Origin of the sequence: Pseudomonas sp. yb_2, assembly GCF_043103905.1 — a bacterium.
GTDB lineage: Bacteria > Pseudomonadota > Gammaproteobacteria > Pseudomonadales > Pseudomonadaceae > Aquipseudomonas > Aquipseudomonas alloputida.
This window is the reverse complement of sequence record NZ_JBICKH010000052.1, coordinates 16419-33968: the sequence shown is the minus strand read 5'-3', so window position 1 is coordinate 33968 and position 17550 is coordinate 16419. Positions and strand designations below refer to the sequence as shown.

Below are 17550 nucleotides of genomic sequence, written 5' to 3'. Positions count from 1 at the left end.
CATGTTCGAACGCCTGATTCAATTTGCCATCGAGCAGCGCCTGGTGGTGATGCTGGCCGTGGCCCTGATGGCCGCGGTGGGTATCCACAGCTACCAGAAACTGCCGATCGATGCTGTGCCGGACATCACTAACGTCCAGGTGCAGATCAACACCGCCGCCCCCGGCTATTCGCCGCTGGAGACCGAGCAGCGCATCACCTTTGCCATCGAGACCGCGATGGCTGGCCTGCCAGGGCTCAAGCAGACCCGCTCGCTGTCGCGCTCGGGCCTGTCGCAAGTCACGGTCATTTTCGATGATGGCACCGATATCTTCTTCGCCCGCCAACTGGTCAACGAGCGCCTGCAGGTGGCCCGCGAGCAATTGCCTGAGGGCATCGAGGCGGGCATGGGGCCGATCTCCACCGGGCTGGGGGAAATTTTCCTGTGGACGGTGGAAGCCCAGGAGGGGGCGCTCAAGGAAGACGGCACACCGTACACCCCAACTGACCTGCGGGTGATTCAGGACTGGATCATCAAGCCGCAGCTGCGCAATGTGCCGGGTGTGGCCGAGGTCAACAGCATCGGCGGCCATGCCAAGCAATACCTGATTGCACCAGAGCCCAAGCGCCTGGCGGCCTACAAGCTCACCCTCAACGACCTGATTGCAGCGCTGGAGCGCAATAACGCCAACATTGGCGCTGGCTATATCGAGCGCAATGGCGAGCAGTTGCTGATTCGCGCGCCGGGCCAGGTGGCCTCGGCCGAAGACATTGCCAACATCGTTATCTCCAGCGTCGACGGCACGCCGATCCGCGTCAGCCATGTCGCCCAGGTTGGCCTTGGCGAAGAGCTGCGCTCGGGGGCAGCCACCGAAAACGGTCGGGAAGTGGTGCTGGGCACGGTGTTCATGCTGATTGGCGAGAACAGCCGCACGGTGTCGCAGGCGGTCGCTGCAAAATTGGTCGAGATCAATCGCAACCTGCCCAAGGGCGTAGTCGCCGTGACGGTGTACGACCGCACCAACCTGGTGGAGAAAGCCATCGCCACGGTAAAGAAAAACCTGATCGAAGGTGCGATCCTGGTGATTGCCGTGCTGTTCCTGTTCCTCGGCAACATTCGTGCTGCGCTGATCACGGCCATGGTTATCCCGCTTTCGATGCTATTCACCTTTACCGGTATGTTCAGCAACAAGGTCAGTGCCAACCTGATGAGCCTGGGCGCGCTGGACTTCGGCATCATCGTCGACGGCGCGGTGGTGATCGTGGAAAACGCCATCCGTCGCCTGGCCCATGCCCAGCAGCGCCACGGTCGCATGCTGACCCGCGGCGAACGGTTCCATGAGGTGTTTGCCGCTGCCCGCGAAGCACGCCGGCCGCTGATCTATGGGCAGTTGATCATCATGGTGGTGTACCTGCCGATCTTTGCCCTGACCGGGGTCGAGGGCAAGATGTTCCACCCTATGGCCTTTACCGTGGTCATGGCCCTGTTGGGCGCGATGATCCTTTCGGTCACGTTCGTTCCGGCAGCCATTGCCCTGTTCGTCACCGGCAAGGTCAAGGAAGAGGAAGGCCTGGTGATGCGTACGGCACGGCAGCGCTATGCCCCGGTTCTGGCCTGGGTGCTGGGCCGGCGCAAACTGGCATGTGCCGCCGCCGCCGCCCTGGTGCTGTTGTCGGGCGTGATGGCCAGCCGCATGGGCAGCGAGTTCATCCCCAGCCTCAGCGAGGGTGACTTCGCCCTGCAGGCCCTGCGCGTGCCGGGCACCAGCCTGTCGCAGTCGGTGGACATGCAACAGCGCCTGGAGCAGGCGATCATCGCCCAGGTGCCGGAGGTGGAGCGGGTGTTTGCCCGCACCGGCACTGCCGAGATTGCCTCCGACCCGATGCCGCCAAACATTTCCGATGCCTACGTGATGCTGCGCCCGCGCGAACAATGGGTTGACCCGGGCAAACCGCGAGATGAACTGATCGCCCAGGTGCAACGCGCCGCTGCCAGTGTGCCGGGCAGCAACTATGAGCTGTCGCAGCCGATTCAGCTGCGGTTCAACGAGCTGATTTCCGGGGTGCGCAGTGATGTGGCGGTGAAGCTGTTCGGTGACGACATGGAGGTGCTCAACCGCACTGCCGCACAGATCGCTGCCAGCCTGCAAGGGGTGTCGGGCGCGTCCGAGGTGAAGGTGGAGCAGACGACGGGCCTGCCGGTACTGACCATCGACATCGACCGTGACAAGGCCGCCCGTCATGGCCTGAATGTGGGCGATGTGCAGGATGCCATCGCCATTGCCGTGGGCGGCCGCACCGCCGGTACGCTGTATGAAGGCGACCGCCGCTTCGACATGGTCGTGCGCCTGTCGGAGACCTTGCGGACCGATGTCGACGGGCTGGCCAGCCTGCTGATTCCGGTTCCGGCCAATGCCGCTGAGGGGGCCGGGCAAATCGGTTTCATCCCGCTGTCGCAGGTCGCCACGCTGAACCTGCAATTGGGCCCGAATCAGGTGAGCCGCGAAGATGGCAAGCGCGTGGTGGTGGTCAGTGCCAACGTGCGTGGACGCGACCTGGGCTCGTTTGTGCAAGAGGCTGAGCAGGCCTTGATCGACCAGGTGCAGGTACCACCGGGTTACTGGACGCGTTGGGGAGGGCAGTTCGAACAGTTGCAGTCGGCAGCCGAGCGCCTGCAGGTGGTGGTGCCGGTGGCCTTGCTGCTGGTCATGGCGCTGTTGCTGATGATGTTCAACAACCTCAGGGATGGCCTGCTGGTGTTCACCGGCATCCCCTTTGCCCTGACCGGCGGGGTGCTGGCGCTGTGGGTGCGTGATATTCCGCTGTCTATTTCTGCCGGCGTCGGGTTCATTGCATTGTCGGGAGTGGCAGTGTTGAACGGGCTGGTGATGATTGCCTTTATCCGCGGGCTGCGCGAGGAAGGGCGCACGCTGCGGGCGGCGGTCGAGGAGGGGGCGCTGACCCGCTTGCGGCCAGTACTGATGACGGCGCTGGTGGCCTCGCTGGGGTTCATACCGATGGCCTTGGCCACCGGGACCGGGGCAGAGGTGCAGCGGCCACTGGCGACGGTGGTGATTGGCGGAATCTTGTCTTCTACCGCGCTGACGTTGCTGGTGTTGCCGGCGTTGTATCAGTGGGCGTATCGGCGGGATGAGCAGCAGGAAGGCTGAGCATTTGGGGCTGCAAGGCAGCCCCAACAACCTCAAACGGCCCTTCGGGCACCAGCCCGTACACCGTCCACACCCAGGTCGTCATGCAAAGAAATCCGCGACGTTTCCGGCAACGCCAACCCGCCCACCAACGCCACCAGCGCAATCACCACCAGGTAGAACGCCGGTGCCAGGCTGCTGCCGGTCTGTGCGATGAGCCAGGTTGCCACCAGCGGCGCTGTGCCGCCAAATAGCGTGTAGGCCACGTTGTAGGTAATTGCCGAAGCGGTGTAGCGGGTACGGGTAGGGAAGCTTTCCGACAGCAAGGCTGCGGTAACCACGCCGCTGCACAATGCCCCCACCGCGAGCAGGATCACCCCCAGCAGCGCACCCGACATCGAGCCAGAGCTGGCCAGCCAGTACGCCGGGAACACGCACAGCATCACCCACAGGCAGGTAAAGCCGATGGTCTTGCGTCGCCCCACCCGGTCCGAAAATGCCCCGGCCAGCGGGCAGCCGACCGCAGCGAACAGCAGGGCCACGGTGGTTACCAGCAGTGACTGCGCGCGGGTCAGGTTGCCGACCAGTTGCAGGTAGGTGGCGAAGTAGGTGGTGAACATGTAGAACGACAATGCGGTCAGCGAAATGAACGCCCCCAGGTTGCGAATGACCCGGCCATGGTGGCGCAGGGTTTCCTTCAGCGGTGAATGCTCGTGCTCCTTGCCCTGGGCGACGGCTTCGCGGAACGCCGGGGTTTCTTCCATGCGCCAGCGCAGGTACAGGCCGACCAGGCCCAGCGGTGCTGCAATCAGGAACGGAATGCGCCAACCCCAGGCATTCATCGCCTCGGTCGACAGGCTGGCTTCCAGGCCATACGCGATCACCGCCGCACAGGCAAAGGCAGAAAAGGTCGACACAGGCACGAAGCTGCCATAAAAGGCACGCTTGCCGTCAGGCGCGTGCTCCATCAGATAGGCGCAAGCCCCGGCATATTCGCCGCCGGCAGAAAAACCCTGCAGGCAGCGGGCCAGGGTCAGCAGCGCCGGGGCTGCCAGGCCGATACTGGCGTAGGTCGGCAGCAGGCCGATCAACGTGGTGGAGCCGGCCATCAGCAAGATGGTCAGCGACAGGATGCGCTTGCGTCCCAGGCGGTCGCCCAAGGCGCCGAAGACGATGCCGCCCAAAGGGCGCAGCGCAAAGGCCACGGCGAACACCGCGAAGGTTTTGAGCAAGGCCACGCTGGCGTCTTCGCTGGCGAAGAACTGGCTGGCGATCAGCGTGGCGAGAAAGCCGTACACGGCGAAGTCGAACCATTCGACGAAATTGCCGATGGCCGAAGCGGCAATTACCCTGCGCAGGGTGGCGGGGGATACCTCATGATGTGCGGACATGCGGGTGCTCTCCGGTTTCCTTTGGCAGCCATGTTGAAAGTGGCGCAGTCGGGCCGCGCCATCGTTATTGTGCTTGCCAGTAGATAGCCGAGCGCTGCAAGGCGCTTTGTCGAGGGCGACCTCGGTATACCTGATTCGACCGGTGCAGCAGGTTACAGCCGGAGTGCCCCCAACGGCCTGTCAGGCCGCACGCTCAAGCACATCCAGCAAATCGATGAATTCCAGGGCCAGTTTATGCCGCGGCGCCAAATGCACCAATGGCACCGAGGCATGGTGCGATTCGCGCATCTTGATCGAACTGCTCAGGTACACCGGCAGCACCGGCATGCCTTCGTTGCGCAGTTGATCGACCAAGGTCTGGTGCAGCGCCGTGCGCCCGGCGAACTGATTGACTACCACACCTTCCACCACCAGCGCGGGGTTGTGGTCCTGACGCAGTTCTTCGACCTCGGCCATGACACTGTGCAGGGCCTGGCGCGAGAAACTGTCGCAGTCGAACGGAATCAACAGACGCTCGGCCGCCACCAGCGCGCTGAAGGTGTAGAAATTCAGTGCGGGTGGGGTGTCGATGTAGATCCGCTCATAGTCCTCTTCCAGTGCCACCAGCAACTTGCGCAGCTTGTTGATCTTGAACTTGCTCTCCAGCTTGCTTTGCAGGTCGCTGAGGTCTGGGCTGGCGGTGACCAGGTGCAGGTTGTTGTAGCGGGTTTCGGTGATTGCCACGCGGTGCTTCTTGCCGGCGGCGGTAACCGGCGACAAGGTCTGGCGGAAGAAGTCGGCGATGCCGGGTGGAATGGTGTCGTTGACCAGCCCGGTGAGGTAGAAAGTGGCATTGGCCTGCGGGTCGAGGTCGACCAGCAAGGTTCGGTAGCCCTCGGCGGCGCTGGCAGCGGCGAGGTTGCAGGCGATGCTGGATTTGCCGACGCCACCTTTCTGATTGAAAACCACACGACGCATGAGACGCTCATCCATGAAGTAAAAATGTCAGGTCGGGGTCAATCCTATGACTGAAACGCTGCAGTTTTATGACAGGAATTGTTACAAGCCTCCGAATCATCGTTGCCTGTACCGGCATTTTCACGGGCAAGCCTGCCCGATGGGTACAACACAAGACGTTCAGGCAAAAGCGACCCGGTTGCGCCCCTCTTGCTTGGCCCGGTAAAGCGCCCGGTCAGCCTCGCCCAATGCGTTCATGGGCTCGCCGTGAGTCTCTCCATCCCAGTGCGTCACCCCCAGCGAAATCGTCACTGCCCCCACCGGTTCCACCGGCATATCCTGTACGGTCACACGCAACCGTTCGGCCACCGCGGCCGCCACGTTCAGGGTGGCCCCAGGCAGCAATATCAGGAACTCCTCGCCACCGGTGCGACACAGCAGGTCGCCCTCGCGGCAACAACGGCGCATGAGCTCCGCCAGCTGGCGCAGCACCTGGTCGCCCACTTCGTGTCCATGGTTGTCATTTATCCGCTTGAAGTGGTCGATATCCAGCGCAATGGCTGCAAACTCCCGGTTTTCAGCCTCCAGTAACGACAGGCTGATTTCCAGGCTGCGGCGGTTGCCCAGGCCGGTCAGTGGATCGGTCTGGGCGTCCCGATTGAGCCGGCCGATACGCTCTTGCAGCAAGTTCAGGCTGAACAGCAACGCGCGCTTGAGCTCTGCTGCCTCGAAGTACCAGGCCCGCACCTGATGCAAGTGCTCGGCGGTAGCGGCGCGGTCCATCGTGCGGGCACCGGCGGCAAGCTTCCAGAGCGGTCGGGCGATGGTACGGGCCAGCCACCACAGCAGCAGGCTGCCAACCAGCGCCAAGGGCGCCGAACTGGCGATCACGTTCAGCACCAGATGGTGCAACGGCGCCACCGTCTGCACCAAGGGCTGCTGCGCTACCACGCCCCAGCCGGCGCTGGGGACGGTGGCGAAGCCTGCGAGCATTTCCACGCCCAGGCTATTGGTAAGCTGCCGGGTACCGCTGTCCAGTGTCGCCAACTGGTCGACCAGCGCATTGCCCTCCACCACCGTGCCTACCCGCTCGCTATGGGGGTGGTACAGCAGGCGTCGGTTGCGGTCGACCACATACAGGTACGAACCGTCCTTGTAGAAATGCTCGCCCAGCAGGCTGTTGAGGATGTTGCGTTCACGCAGGTACAGGCTGCCACCCACATACCCCAGGTAGCGGCCGTCGCGATCGAAAATGGGTTGCGACAGCGCGACCACCAGGTTGTCGGCCGCCGACAGGTAGGGCGTGGAAACCAGTGGACGGCGTTCGTGCAGGGCTTCCAGGGCGCCGGGAGACTGCACGTGGGTGCCGACCAGGTGGCGTAGCGGGGCGGGGGATACTGCCAGCAGTACACCGTTGGCGTCGATCACGAAGGTGGAGTTGAAGGCCATGCTCTGGCCCAGTACGCGATCGCTTTCCACCTGCAGCGCAGCGGCATCGCTCAACTGCCGGCTTTGTACGCTGGCGCTGAACATCAGTTGCTGCAAGGCGTTGCCAATGAAGGTTTCGGTGATGCTGGCCAGCTTGGTCGCATACACCCGGTTGGCTTCCAGGGCATTGTCGATCAATAGCTGGCGCTGCACCCGGTAGCTGGCGAAATAGCTGGCGCACAGCATGACCACTGCGGTGAGGGCGCAGAGCACCAGAATGAGTGTACGTAGATCCAGGCGCAATCCATGCTTGGTGTGTGTCAATCCTGACCTCGGGTGATCGTAAAGGGCGGCTGAACGGAAGTTACCTTGGCCGGCAGTGCTCAAGAGCCTGCATTGTCCAGCGCCTCAAGTTCGTCTTCCACCCGTTGCATGCGCTGCTCGACCAAGGCCTGCACGTTCACATCGCGGGCGGTTTCGCGCATCAGGGCGGTGAGTTTTTCGCTCAAGCGTTTGCCGGCTTCGGTGTCTTCCAGGGCGCGAGCTTTGGCTGGGTCCTGGGTGGCGGCGACGATGGTGGCGAATTCGGCGTCGCTGAAGTTCTTTTCGCTGTACAGGCGGAACAGGTCCCGGCGCTGGTCCTCGACAGTGAGGTGCTTGCGCAGTACGTCCTGGATGGTCGCTTGCGACAACTGCGGATGACTGCGGCCCAGCAGCGCGGACATGCGCTCGATGTTGTGCGTGTAGGCGTCCTGCAGCGGCAGCTGGCTGAGGATCTGTTCTTCACGGGAGGGTTTCTGGTCGCAGGCGGTGAGTGCAGCAGCCAGCAACAGGGGTAACAGCAACTTCGGGAGGCGAGGCATGGTGTGGCCTGGTCGGGCAGTGAAGACTGCTGATTATACCGATGTCCGCCTTGCCGCGACGAGCCCCGTGATTTGCCTTGAGCGGCACGCTGCGGTAGAACCGTACGCTCCCAACCACACTGGCAACAGCCCGATGCCGAACTGGACCCTGCAACCTGTGGCGCGTGACGCCATTGCCGAAGTGCTGGCGTTTGTCGACAGCGCCCGGCGTGCGCTTTTCCCGATGCTCGCCAACGCACCCTTGCCGCGTGACCTGGCGCATTTCGCCGACACTTACCTGGACGGTGCGGGCTGCTTTCTGGAAGCCCGTGAGGGTGGGCGGCTGGTCGCGGTGATCGGTTACTTGCCCTATGACCATCGCTTTGCCCAGCTTGATTACCACGCAGAGCGGGTAGTCGAGGTGGTGCGGCTGTTCGTGTTGCCGGCCTACCGCAGGCATGGCCTGGCTGCTGCCTTGTTTGGTGCCTTGCGCGAACGGGCGATGCAAGCGGGCTTGGACTGCCTTTACTTGCATACTCATCCGTTTCTGCCGGGTGCCATTGCGTTCTGGGAGCGGCAAGGCTTCACGGTGGTGGACGTGGAGCAGGACCCGGTGTGGCAGACCACGCACATGCAGTTGCGATTACGCTGACCTGTGGGAACGTGCCTGTTGGCGATGACGCAACAGCATGGGCAAGGCTACCAGGTTCAGGGGGCGCGAAAGCGCAGGATGCGCGCGCCGTCGAAAGGGTCGGTGAGGTAGTGGGCGTGGACGCCGAAGGTGCTCAACAGGCGCTCGGGGGTAAGGACTTTGAAGGGGTTGCCGAGGGCGACCAGACGGCCCTTGTCGAGAACCGCGACACGGTCGCAGGTCAGCGCCTGGTTGAGGTCATGCAGCGCTACCAGGGTGGTGACCGGCAGCGCCTGCACTTGTTGCAGCAGGCTTAGCTGATGCTGAATGTCCAGGTGGTTGGTCGGTTCGTCCAGCAGCAGCACCTGCGGCCGTTGGGCCAGCGCACGGGCGATGTGCACACGCTGGCGCTCGCCACCGGACAGCGACCCCCACAGGCGCGTACGCAGGTGCAGGGCGTCGAGGTCGGCCAGGGCTTGCTCGACGATGGCGCAGTCCTGCCGGGAGAACGGTGCCAGGGCCGAGAGCCAGGGCGTGCGGCCCAAGGCAACCGCGTCGAACACGCTGATCGCATCAAGTGTGTCGGCCTGTTGCTCGACCAGCGCCAGCGCCTGGGCAACACGGCGGCGGGGCATCTGTGCCAGTGGCTCACCCAGGAGCTGCACGCTGCCGCAGGCGGGTTTGCGCAGCCCTGCCAGCAACTTCAATAGCGAGGATTTACCCGAGCCGTTGGGGCCGACGATGCCCAGGGTTTCACCGGCGACAACGCGAAGGTCGATATCGCTGAGCACGGTATTTCCGGCCAGTTGCAGCCCCAGCCCATGGCAGGCCAGCGGAGGGATGCGAACAGCTGCCATGGCGGTCATGGGCGCCCCCGACGGCTGACCAGAATCAGTGCGAATACGGGGGCACCGATCAGCGCCGTAACCACGCCCACCGGGATCACCTGGCCGGTGATCAGCGTGCGCGAAAGAATGTCTGCCGCAATCAGGAACAGCGCACCGCCCAGTGCGCTGGCGGGCAACAGACGGCTGTGCCCGGGGCCGAGCAGAAGGCGCAGGGCATGGGGGATAACCAGCCCGACAAAACCGATGGCGCCGACAATGGACACCATCACCGCCGTCACCAGCGCTGCACAACTGATCAGCAGCAACTGGGTGCGCCGCACCGGAATGCCCAGCGAGGCGGCCGAATCGGCACCGAAGGTAAAGGCATCCAGCGCACGGCGATGCCACAGGCACACCAGCAAGCCGAAAACCGCCACCGGTACGGCCAGCCACACCGAAGGCCAGCGCACGCCGCTCAGGTTGCCAAGCAGCCAGAACAGGATGCCGCGCGCCTGTTCGGCGGTGGCCGACTTGGTGATCAGGAAGGCGGTCAGTGCATTGAACAGCTGCGAGCCGGCGATACCGGCAAGGATGACCTGTGCATTGTTGCTGCTGGGGCCGGCCGCGCGGGCCAGCACCAGCACCAGGGCGAATGCGGCACCGGCACCGATGAAAGCCCCTGCGGACATGCTTAATGCCAGGCTACCCAGGCCCAGCAGGCCGACCAGTACCGCGCCGGTCGAGGCACCGGCAGACAGCCCCAGCAGGTAGGGCTCGGCCAGTGGGTTGCGCAGCATCGCCTGCAGGATGACACCACAGGTGGCCAGCCCGGCGCCGCAAGCGGCCGCGACCAGGGTGCGGGTCAGGCGGTAGTTCCAGATGATGCCGGCGTCGATCGGGTCCACCGGGTAGGCGGCTTGCCACAGGTGGTTGGCCAGCACCTGGCCAACCACGCTGGGCGACAGGTTGGTTTCGCCAATGGCGGTACCGGCCAGCAGGGCGGCCAACAGAGCGGCCAGGGCAACCGCGATGCAGGGTAACAGGCGGATCATCACGGGGCTGCTTTACCGCTGGCGAAGGCCGTGGACAGCGTCTGCACGCCGCGGAACAGGCGGATGCCGGCCTGCATGGCGTCGGCGTCGAGGATAATGATGCGGTCGTGCTTCACCGCGTCCATGTTGCGGGTTACCGGGTCACTGCGCAGGAATTCGAGCTTTTTCTGGTAGTCGTCGGCGGGGAAACGGCGGCGGTCCATGCGCGCGATGATCAGCCAGGTCGGATTGGCCTTGGCCAGGGTTTCCCAGCCTACGCTTGGCCATTCTTCGCTGGACTCGACCACGTTGCGCACACCGAGGGTGCGCAGCATGAAGTCGGCGACACCCTGGCGGCCGGCCACATAGGGGTCGATGTCCAGGTCGGCGCTGGAGAACCAGAACAGCGCCGAAGTTGCCGACAGGTCCTTGCCGGCCAGCTGTGCCCTGGCGCTGTCGAGGCGCCCTTGCAATTCGGCGTTCAGTGCCGCGCCGCGGTCCTGAACGTCGAAGATCTCGGCCAGTTCGCTGACGCTCTTGTAGATGCTGTCTACCTGGAACGCTTGCAGGCGGGTGCCGTCTGCACCGACCAGGTTGTCCTTGCCCTCGCAGTCCGATGGCAGCACGTAGGTGGGGATCTTCAGCTCATCGAACTGCTCGCGGGTGGCGACCACGCCCTGGGCACCGACCATCCATTCGAACTGCGCCGCGACCAGTTGCGGGCGCTTGCCGACCACCGCCTCGAAGCTGGGGTCGTTGTCGGCCAGGCGCGGCACCTTGGCGTTCACCGCCTGGTATTCCGGCAATACGTTGTTAAACCACAGCGAGGTGCCCGCCAGCTTGTCCCCCAGCCCCAGGGCATAGAGCAGCTCGGTACCGGCCTGGCCGATGGTGACGGCGCGCTGCGGCGCCTGGGCAAAAACCTGCGGCTTGCCGCAGTTGTCGACCGTCAGCGGGTAGTGGGTGGCAGCGGCCTGGGCCAGGCCAGTGAGGCTTAGGCCCGCGAGCAGGGTGGCGAAACGGAGCAGCATGCTGGGCGATCTCCTATCGGACAGTTCTGGTGAGGAACGCACGGACAGGCATCGCCGAGCCCCAGCGGGTGGCCGGGGCAACACGGATGGCCAATCCCGGACACCCCGCCGGTTGGTGAATGTAGGCCGGCAGGTCTCCTGACTGGTGCGTCACGGCCCGGCTCCGGCCTTCCCGGGCGGTAGGCCCAGTGGCATCGATGGAGCAGGCTCGGCACCTACAGTTGCGGGGGCAGTTCCGATTGGCCTGTACTGGCAGGCCTGGGATTCCCTGTTAGTTCCGTGGTGGAAACCGGCGGCCCGCATGGTAGACCATCGCGCCGCCAGGTGAAAACGCTTTTCAGAAGTACTTCAGCCAACGGATGTCGCGGCGACGCTGCTTCAGGCGGGCGAACCCGCGCACCGGCAGGTACAGCGCAACCGCCAGCAGCACCGCGCCCAGCCACACCGCTGCAATACCGTCGAAACCGAAGTAGTCGCCATGGTTGAGCCCGAACAGCGCCACGCAGGCCAGGTACAGTAGCTTCAGCACATACAGGTGCAGCAGGTAGAAGAACATCGGTGCCGCACCGAACACCGCCAGGGCAGTGATCCAGCGCGCCTGGCCGGCCCGTTCGAACGCGCGCAACAACAACAGGCCGCAGCCCAGGGTCAGGGTCAGGAACAGCAGCGACGGTGGGTATTTGGTGATGTTGAAGAAGCTCATCAGGGTTTGCGTGAAGGTTGGGTAACCGCTCCACGGTGCCTCACCGTAACCGTTGAACATGCGCAGCAGGACGAAGCCAAGCAGCGCGAGCAAACCCGCCACCAGCAGGTATTGCTGGCGTTGGCCGGCATCGCTGCCGCGGGCGAACCAGGGGCCCAGGCCGTAGCCCAAGGCGATTACGCCGATCCACGGCAGCACCGGGTAAGACGTGCGCAGGTGCAGGTTTTCGGAAAACGCCAGCCAGCCGCGATCATGCAGGATTGCCCACGGCACATGCAGGGCTGAATCCACGCCAAAGTGCAGGCCGTCGAGCAGGTTGTGGCCGGCGACGATGCTGGCGCCCAGTGCGAGCAGCGCGGCGCGTGGCAGCCACACCAGCAGCGACAGGGCGATCATGCTGACGCCGATGGCCCAGATCACTTGCAGGTAGATCACGCTGGGGGGCAACTGGAAGGTCCAGGCAAAGTTGACCAGGGTGAACTCCAGCACCACCAGGAACAGCCCCCGTTTGAACAGGAACGCCGAGACGTCGCCACGGCCCTGATGCTTCTCGCCATACAGCCAGGCCGACAGGCCGGTCAGCAGGACGAACACAGGCGCACACAGGTGGGCGAGGGTGCGGCTGAAGAAAAGCGCCGGTTCCGTGGTGTCGATGGCCATGGGGTCGCTGACCTGGCGGTGCAGGAGGAAAGTCTCGCGGGCATGGTCCAGGAGCATGAACAGGATCACCAGGCCGCGCAGGGCATCGATGCTCTGCAGGCGCTGGGTGATCAGAGTGGGCGTGGTGATGGCGCTTGTCATGGGTTGTCTAATAGGAATGAATTTCATGTGAAACGTTATCGTATAACAAGGCGCTGAAAGGGAATAGAGGTTTTTGTGTGGACTGTGCCGGGCTCTTCGCGGCACAAGCCACCCAGATCAGAAGCTGTAATCCACCGTCGCGAAGTACGACCGCGGTATCCCCATCAACCACTGCTGCCCGCTGAACGCCGACTGTACATACTCGCGATCGAACAGGTTGTTCAACTGCAACCCCAACTTCACATCCGGCAACACCTGCCAGGCGATGTTGGCATCGACCACGGTGTACCCGGGGGCGCTCTGGGTATTGGCGGTATCGGCATAACGCTCATCCACATAGCGCGCCCCAATGCCGGCCTCCACCTGCTGGCCGAAACCTTTGCTCAGCCAAAGGTTGGCGGTACGCCGTGGCACGTTGGCCGGCCGGTTGCCTGCGCGGTCCTGCGGCAGGGCGCCGACCATTTCGTCGAAGTCGTCGTACTTGGCACGTACCAGCGATGCGTTGGCCGACACCTGCCACTGATGGGCCAGGGCCAGCTCCAGCGTCGCTTCCAGGCCATCGGAGGTCTGCTGCCCGGCTTGTTGCTTCTCGTGCGTGATCGGGTCGTCCACCAGCAGCTTTTTCTTGACGATGTGGTAGGCGGCAAGCGTCCATTCGCCACGTCCCTCCCAAAAGCGCTGCTTGAGGCCGACCTCGGTCTGCTTCGCCTCGGTCAGGTCATAGTTCATCTGCGCGGGGCTGAGGCTGATGAGGTTGTTGACCCCGTCCTCGCTGGTCGAGTACTGGCCGTACAACGACAGGTCGTCGTTGAGTGCGTACACCAGCCCGACGCGCCAGTTGCCCCCTTGCAGGCTGCGATCGCTGCGGCTGTCGTTGGTCAGGTTGTTGCGGTCGATGTGGTTCTGGTCGCGACGTACACCGGTAACCAAAGACAGGCGGTCGCTCAATTGCAGGCGGTTTTCGGCAAACAGGGCAAAGGTATGGGTGGTCGAGAGCGTTTGCGGCCGCAACGGCGAGGCGCTATGAAACCAGCCTGACTGTGGCTGCCACGGGTCGATGTAGTCGCCGCCGACATCGTTGTAGGGTGAATTGCTGTCGACGTTGAATCGCACCTTGTTGTACTCGGTACCGAGCACGGTCTTGCTGGCCAGGCCTAACAGGCTGTGGTCGAAGGTGAAGGTCTGGCGGTCACCGAACTGTTCCTGGTTGTGCTTGATCTCCAGGTAGCTGCCGCGCAGCAGTTGCTCACGCCCGGTGTCCCAGCTGTAGTCCTCGGCGTTGCGCCAGTGGCGGCGGCTTTTGATGTAGTACAGCTGGTTGCTGGCGCTGAGCTGGTCGTTCAGCGCCCAGTCGGTCGTGAGCCGGGTCCATTCATCAACGTACTGCTGCACGTCGTTCTGCACGTTGTAGTTCTTCTTGCGCAGGCTGCTGCGGTAGTGGCCGTCGATCAGCGGGGTACCGTAGTAGTTGGCAGGTTGTGCATCGCCGCGGTCATGGGCCAGGGTGAAGCTGAGATTGTCACTGGCATCAAAACGCAGCGCGGCGCTCAGGGCCAGGCTACGTGAAGCGGTGCGATCGACCCAGCCATTGCCGGCCTGTTGATTCAGCGTCAGGCGGTAGCTCAGGCGCTCGCTGAGGCTGCCGCCGCTGTCCAGACCGAGCTGCTGGCGGTCCCACGAGCCATAACCCAGGCGCAGGTGGTTGCGCACCTCGCCGGCAAAAGGTTTTTTCGGGATCACGTTGATCACTGCGCCGGTGGCGCCTTCGCCATGCAGTACCGAGGCCGGGCCGCGAATCACTTCGATGCGTTCGACCATCCACGGGTCGACCGGGAAGGTCTGGGTGCCGGCACCGGTGTACAGGCGCGCGCCGTCGAACAGGGTCATCACCGAGCTGTGGCCGGCAAAGCCGCGGGCAGACAGGCCAGTACCGCCGTCCCCCGGGGAGCCGACGAAGGTGATGCCCGGCGAGCGGGTCACTGCATCCTGCACCGTGATGTTGTTGCGCTGCTGAATCTGCCGTTCGCTGATGCTGCTGATGCTGGCCGGTGTTTCCAGGGCGCTGAGGCCAAGGCGCGAGCCGGCCTGGGTCGGCGTGGCCAGGTCGATGGTGCGGTTGTCCTGGGTGTCGGTGATGGCCGTGGAAGGCAGGGCCAGAGGCTGCGGGTCGTGGTCATCAGCCAGCGCCGGCAGGGCGACGGCCAGGCAGGCCGCCAGGGGGTGAAGCTTGAACATACGGGACATGTCGTTCCACTGCTGCAGGAATGAATGGATCCCGGTGGAAAACACGCAAAGGCGAACCATGCAGGCAGGCGCGCGCACGGATTCCGGCCTGCGCCCGCCCACCGCGGGTTGCCAAGTGAAGCTCCAGGCCGGTCTCCGGGCTTGCGAGGGGCATGAAACCTTCACCTTCCCATGCTTGAGCACAGTGGTATCTCGAAGGGTTCGCTCGCTTACCGTTGCGGGGGCAGCACCGGACTTGTCGTGGGCAACACGACGCACCGGTTTCCCGTTTCACCCTGCGCGCGGCGGCGCAGGGCACCTGAAACTGGCGCGCATCTGACCACTGAAATGCTGGGGCGTCAAATGTTGGTGTGCTGTGAATGCTGAGAAAAAACAACAGGTTGTGCGTTTTTGCGGCGCCGAGACCAAATGTGGCATGAACATCAGGCCCCAGCTTGACGAGCTTGGTGTGAAGGCAGGCTTGCCTGAAATGGCTAGCGCCCGCGGCGCCGCGATACCCGTGCCTCGATGTTCTTGCGCCCGATCAGCAGGGGTGGCTTTTCCACCACCGGCTCATCCGCCAGCCACTTGTACATCACCAGGCAGTCCACCAGCCCCAGGCGGGCATGACGGTAGGCCTTGGGCAAACGGCCGACTGTTTCAAAGCCCAGCTTGTGCCATAGCGCCACGGCCACTTCGTTGCTGGCTACCACCGAGTTGAACTGCAATGCCAGAAAGCCTTCCTGGCGCGCCAGCTTTTGCGAGTGCTCGCACATCAAGCGCGCCACGCCCCGGCCGCGCGCCTGTTCGCAGACCATGTAGCCGCAGTTGCCCACATGCGCACCAGGCCCGGCAGCATTGGGCTTGAGGTAATACGACCCCAGTAGCTCGCCATCTTCTTCGGCCAACAGCGTGTGCAAGGGCAGCTCCAGCCACAGCTGGCGGGCTTGCTCGAAGCTCAGCGCCGGGTCGAAAGCGTAGGTTTCACGGGCTTGGACAATGGCCTGGAAGGTGGGCCAAAAACGATCGAAATCGTCCGGCGTCATTGGGCGAATGTGGATCATGCGGGTTCCTGCGCGGGGTGAGCCGCCCAGTCTGGGTGGCGCGGCGCCGTCGCGCAAGGGCGACGACGCCGTTTGTGCTCAACCGTTGGCCTTGCCCACCGCGTCCATTGCGCGGGCCGAGTACACCAGCGCGGCACCGGCGTTCATGGCCACGGCCACGCCGAGGGCCTCGGCAATTTCCTCGCGGCTGGCACCCGCTTTGACGGCCTGCTGCGAATGCACGGCGATACAGCCGTCGCAGCGGGTGGTCACAGCCACGGCCAAGGAGATCAGCTCGCGGGTCTTGGCATCCAGGTGGTTGGTCTTGGCACCTGCACCGCTGGCGGTCATGTAGCCGGCTACGGTGTCGGGGGAGAGTTGCTTGAGATCGCCGATGCCGGCCATCAACTGCTTACGGTAGGCGTCCCAGTCCATCATGCTCATCGTCTTCACCTTGGGGGTTGCGAGTGGAGCTTTCAGGCTAGTCGAAGCGTGGCACGTGCGAGGCGGTACTTTGGTGGGTAAACGCAGGTCACTCGTACGGTGGCCTGCGTTGAGCCTTCAGATGTAGATGAACACCAGCACCAACGCCGCGACCACTGCCCATTTTTCCAGGTAGTAGCGCATGCGGTTGCGCTTCTTCAGCGCCTTGCCACGCTCGCGGATCTTGTAGATGCGGGTGAACAGGCGGTTGATGCCACCGGTCTTGTCGCTGGCGTCGTTGGGCGCAGCGGCAGCGGCCATCACGTTGCGGCTGAACCAGCGGTTGAACGCGGTTGCCCAGCGGTACTTGAGCGGGCGCTCGACGTCGCAGAACAGGATGATGCGGTTGTGCTCGGTGGTGTTGGCTGCATAGTGGATGTAGGTTTCGTCGAAGATCACCCCCTCGCCATCGCGCCAGGCGTATTTCTCGCCGTCCACGTCGATGTAGCAGCCGTCGTCATTCGGCGTGTCCAGGCCCAGGTGGTAACGGTACGAACCGGCATACGGGTCACGGTGGCGCACCAGCTTGGCTCCCGGAGGCAGGGTGGCGAACATGGCGGCCTTGACCGTGCCGATGCCTTGCAGCAGCTCGGTCGTGCGTGGGCAAAGGGCCATTGCCGACGGGTGGCTTTCGCCATACCACTTCAGGTAAAAACGTTTCCAGCCGGTCTTGAAGAACGAGTTGAAACCGACGTCATCGTAATTGTCGGATTTCTTGATTTCGCCTACGTGCAGCAACTGGCGGCCTTCCTCACGGATCTCCTGCCAGTGGTCCTGCAGCGGTTTCAGTTCTGGAAAGGCCTCGACCGGCAGGTAGGGCTTGGCCGGGTGTTTGGAGAACAGGTACAGGAAGCTGTTGATCGGGGCCAGGAAGCTGGAGTGGTCGCCCAGCTGCCGAGTCAGCTTGTGGCGAACCCGACCGCGCAGGTGAACATAGGCGATCGAGAAGACGAAGATAAGTACGAGTGCAATTTTCATGGACGTTTACTTGTCGAAAAATGGCCATGCGCCGAGGCATGAGCCCGCCAGCATAAACAATCATGGGGGCAGTTT

At 63.7% G+C, this 17550-nt stretch carries 14 protein-coding genes and 2 riboswitches; of the genes, 2 read left to right on the top strand and 12 right to left on the bottom strand.

Features of this window, described 5'->3' with window-relative positions; all coding sequences use genetic code 11:
• Nucleotide 1 precedes the first annotated feature (1 nt).
• Nucleotides 2-3148 (top strand): efflux RND transporter permease subunit, encoded by a 3147-nt coding sequence (locus ACF8FB_RS12130; protein WP_392511387.1) that lies wholly within the window; start codon nt 2-4, stop codon nt 3146-3148.
• Between the two features lie 32 nt (nt 3149-3180).
• Here the strand turns inward: ACF8FB_RS12130 and ACF8FB_RS12125 are convergent, their stop codons facing one another.
• The 4 genes from ACF8FB_RS12125 to ACF8FB_RS12110 form a co-directional block, all read right to left on the bottom strand.
• A complete protein-coding gene (locus tag ACF8FB_RS12125) occupies nt 3181-4518 on the bottom strand; it encodes an MFS transporter (protein ID WP_350297651.1) in 1338 nt (445 codons plus the stop codon).
• Between the two features lie 180 nt (nt 4519-4698).
• Entirely contained in the window at nt 4699-5475 is a 777-nt protein-coding gene (locus ACF8FB_RS12120) for a ParA family protein (RefSeq protein ID WP_049587603.1), read from the bottom strand.
• Between the two features lie 159 nt (nt 5476-5634).
• Nucleotides 5635-7206, bottom strand: coding sequence for a sensor domain-containing diguanylate cyclase (locus ACF8FB_RS12115; protein ID WP_350297652.1), 1572 nt, complete (start codon nt 7204-7206; stop codon nt 5635-5637).
• A gap of 59 nt (nt 7207-7265) precedes the next feature.
• On the bottom strand, nt 7266-7745 hold the full coding sequence (locus ACF8FB_RS12110) for a hypothetical protein (RefSeq protein WP_010953367.1): 480 nt from the start codon (nt 7743-7745) through the stop codon (nt 7266-7268).
• 133 nt (nt 7746-7878) lie between these two features.
• Between ACF8FB_RS12110 and ACF8FB_RS12105 the strand changes: the two genes are divergently transcribed.
• Complete coding sequence (locus tag ACF8FB_RS12105) at nt 7879-8376, top strand: GNAT family N-acetyltransferase (protein ID WP_392511386.1); 498 nt, start codon at nt 7879-7881, stop codon at nt 8374-8376.
• Nucleotides 8377-8432: 56 nt separating this feature from the next.
• Here ACF8FB_RS12105 and ACF8FB_RS12100 read toward each other — a convergent pair whose 3' ends face one another.
• From ACF8FB_RS12100 to lpxO, 8 genes are all read right to left on the bottom strand, one after another.
• Entirely contained in the window at nt 8433-9221 is a 789-nt protein-coding gene (locus ACF8FB_RS12100) for an ABC transporter ATP-binding protein (RefSeq protein WP_392511385.1), read from the bottom strand.
• Entirely contained in the window at nt 9218-10234 is a 1017-nt protein-coding gene (locus tag ACF8FB_RS12095) for a FecCD family ABC transporter permease (RefSeq protein ID WP_392511384.1), read from the bottom strand. Before ACF8FB_RS12095 ends, ACF8FB_RS12100 begins: the two co-directional genes overlap by 4 nt.
• Nucleotides 10234-11244 (bottom strand): ABC transporter substrate-binding protein, encoded by a 1011-nt coding sequence (locus ACF8FB_RS12090; protein WP_049587609.1) that lies wholly within the window; start codon nt 11242-11244, stop codon nt 10234-10236. The genes ACF8FB_RS12095 and ACF8FB_RS12090 overlap by 1 nt, the downstream gene beginning before the upstream one ends.
• A 110-nt stretch (nt 11245-11354) precedes the next feature.
• A riboswitch (cobalamin riboswitch) is annotated at nt 11355-11553 on the bottom strand.
• 28 nt (nt 11554-11581) lie between these two features.
• Nucleotides 11582-12748: a DUF1624 domain-containing protein gene (locus ACF8FB_RS12085; protein WP_060489001.1), complete on the bottom strand. Its 1167-nt coding sequence runs from the start codon at nt 12746-12748 to the stop codon at nt 11582-11584.
• A gap of 117 nt (nt 12749-12865) precedes the next feature.
• Nucleotides 12866-14992 carry a TonB-dependent receptor gene (locus ACF8FB_RS12080; RefSeq protein WP_392511383.1) on the bottom strand — a complete coding sequence of 709 codons (2127 nt, stop codon included), beginning with the start codon at nt 14990-14992 and terminating at the stop codon, nt 12866-12868.
• Between the two features lie 108 nt (nt 14993-15100).
• Nucleotides 15101-15309, bottom strand: a riboswitch (cobalamin riboswitch).
• Nucleotides 15310-15465: 156 nt separating this feature from the next.
• The gene (locus tag ACF8FB_RS12075; RefSeq protein WP_049587612.1) at nt 15466-16035 is read right to left on the bottom strand and encodes a GNAT family N-acetyltransferase; all 570 of its coding nucleotides are present in this window, start codon (nt 16033-16035) and stop codon (nt 15466-15468) included.
• A 78-nt stretch (nt 16036-16113) separates the two neighbouring features.
• Nucleotides 16114-16458, bottom strand: a complete 345-nt coding sequence (locus ACF8FB_RS12070) for a carboxymuconolactone decarboxylase family protein (protein ID WP_014591592.1) — start codon at nt 16456-16458, stop codon at nt 16114-16116.
• 117 nt (nt 16459-16575) lie between these two features.
• Nucleotides 16576-17475 (bottom strand): lipid A hydroxylase LpxO, encoded by a 900-nt coding sequence (lpxO, locus tag ACF8FB_RS12065; RefSeq protein ID WP_004573732.1) that lies wholly within the window; start codon nt 17473-17475, stop codon nt 16576-16578.
• Nucleotides 17476-17550 lie beyond the last annotated feature (75 nt).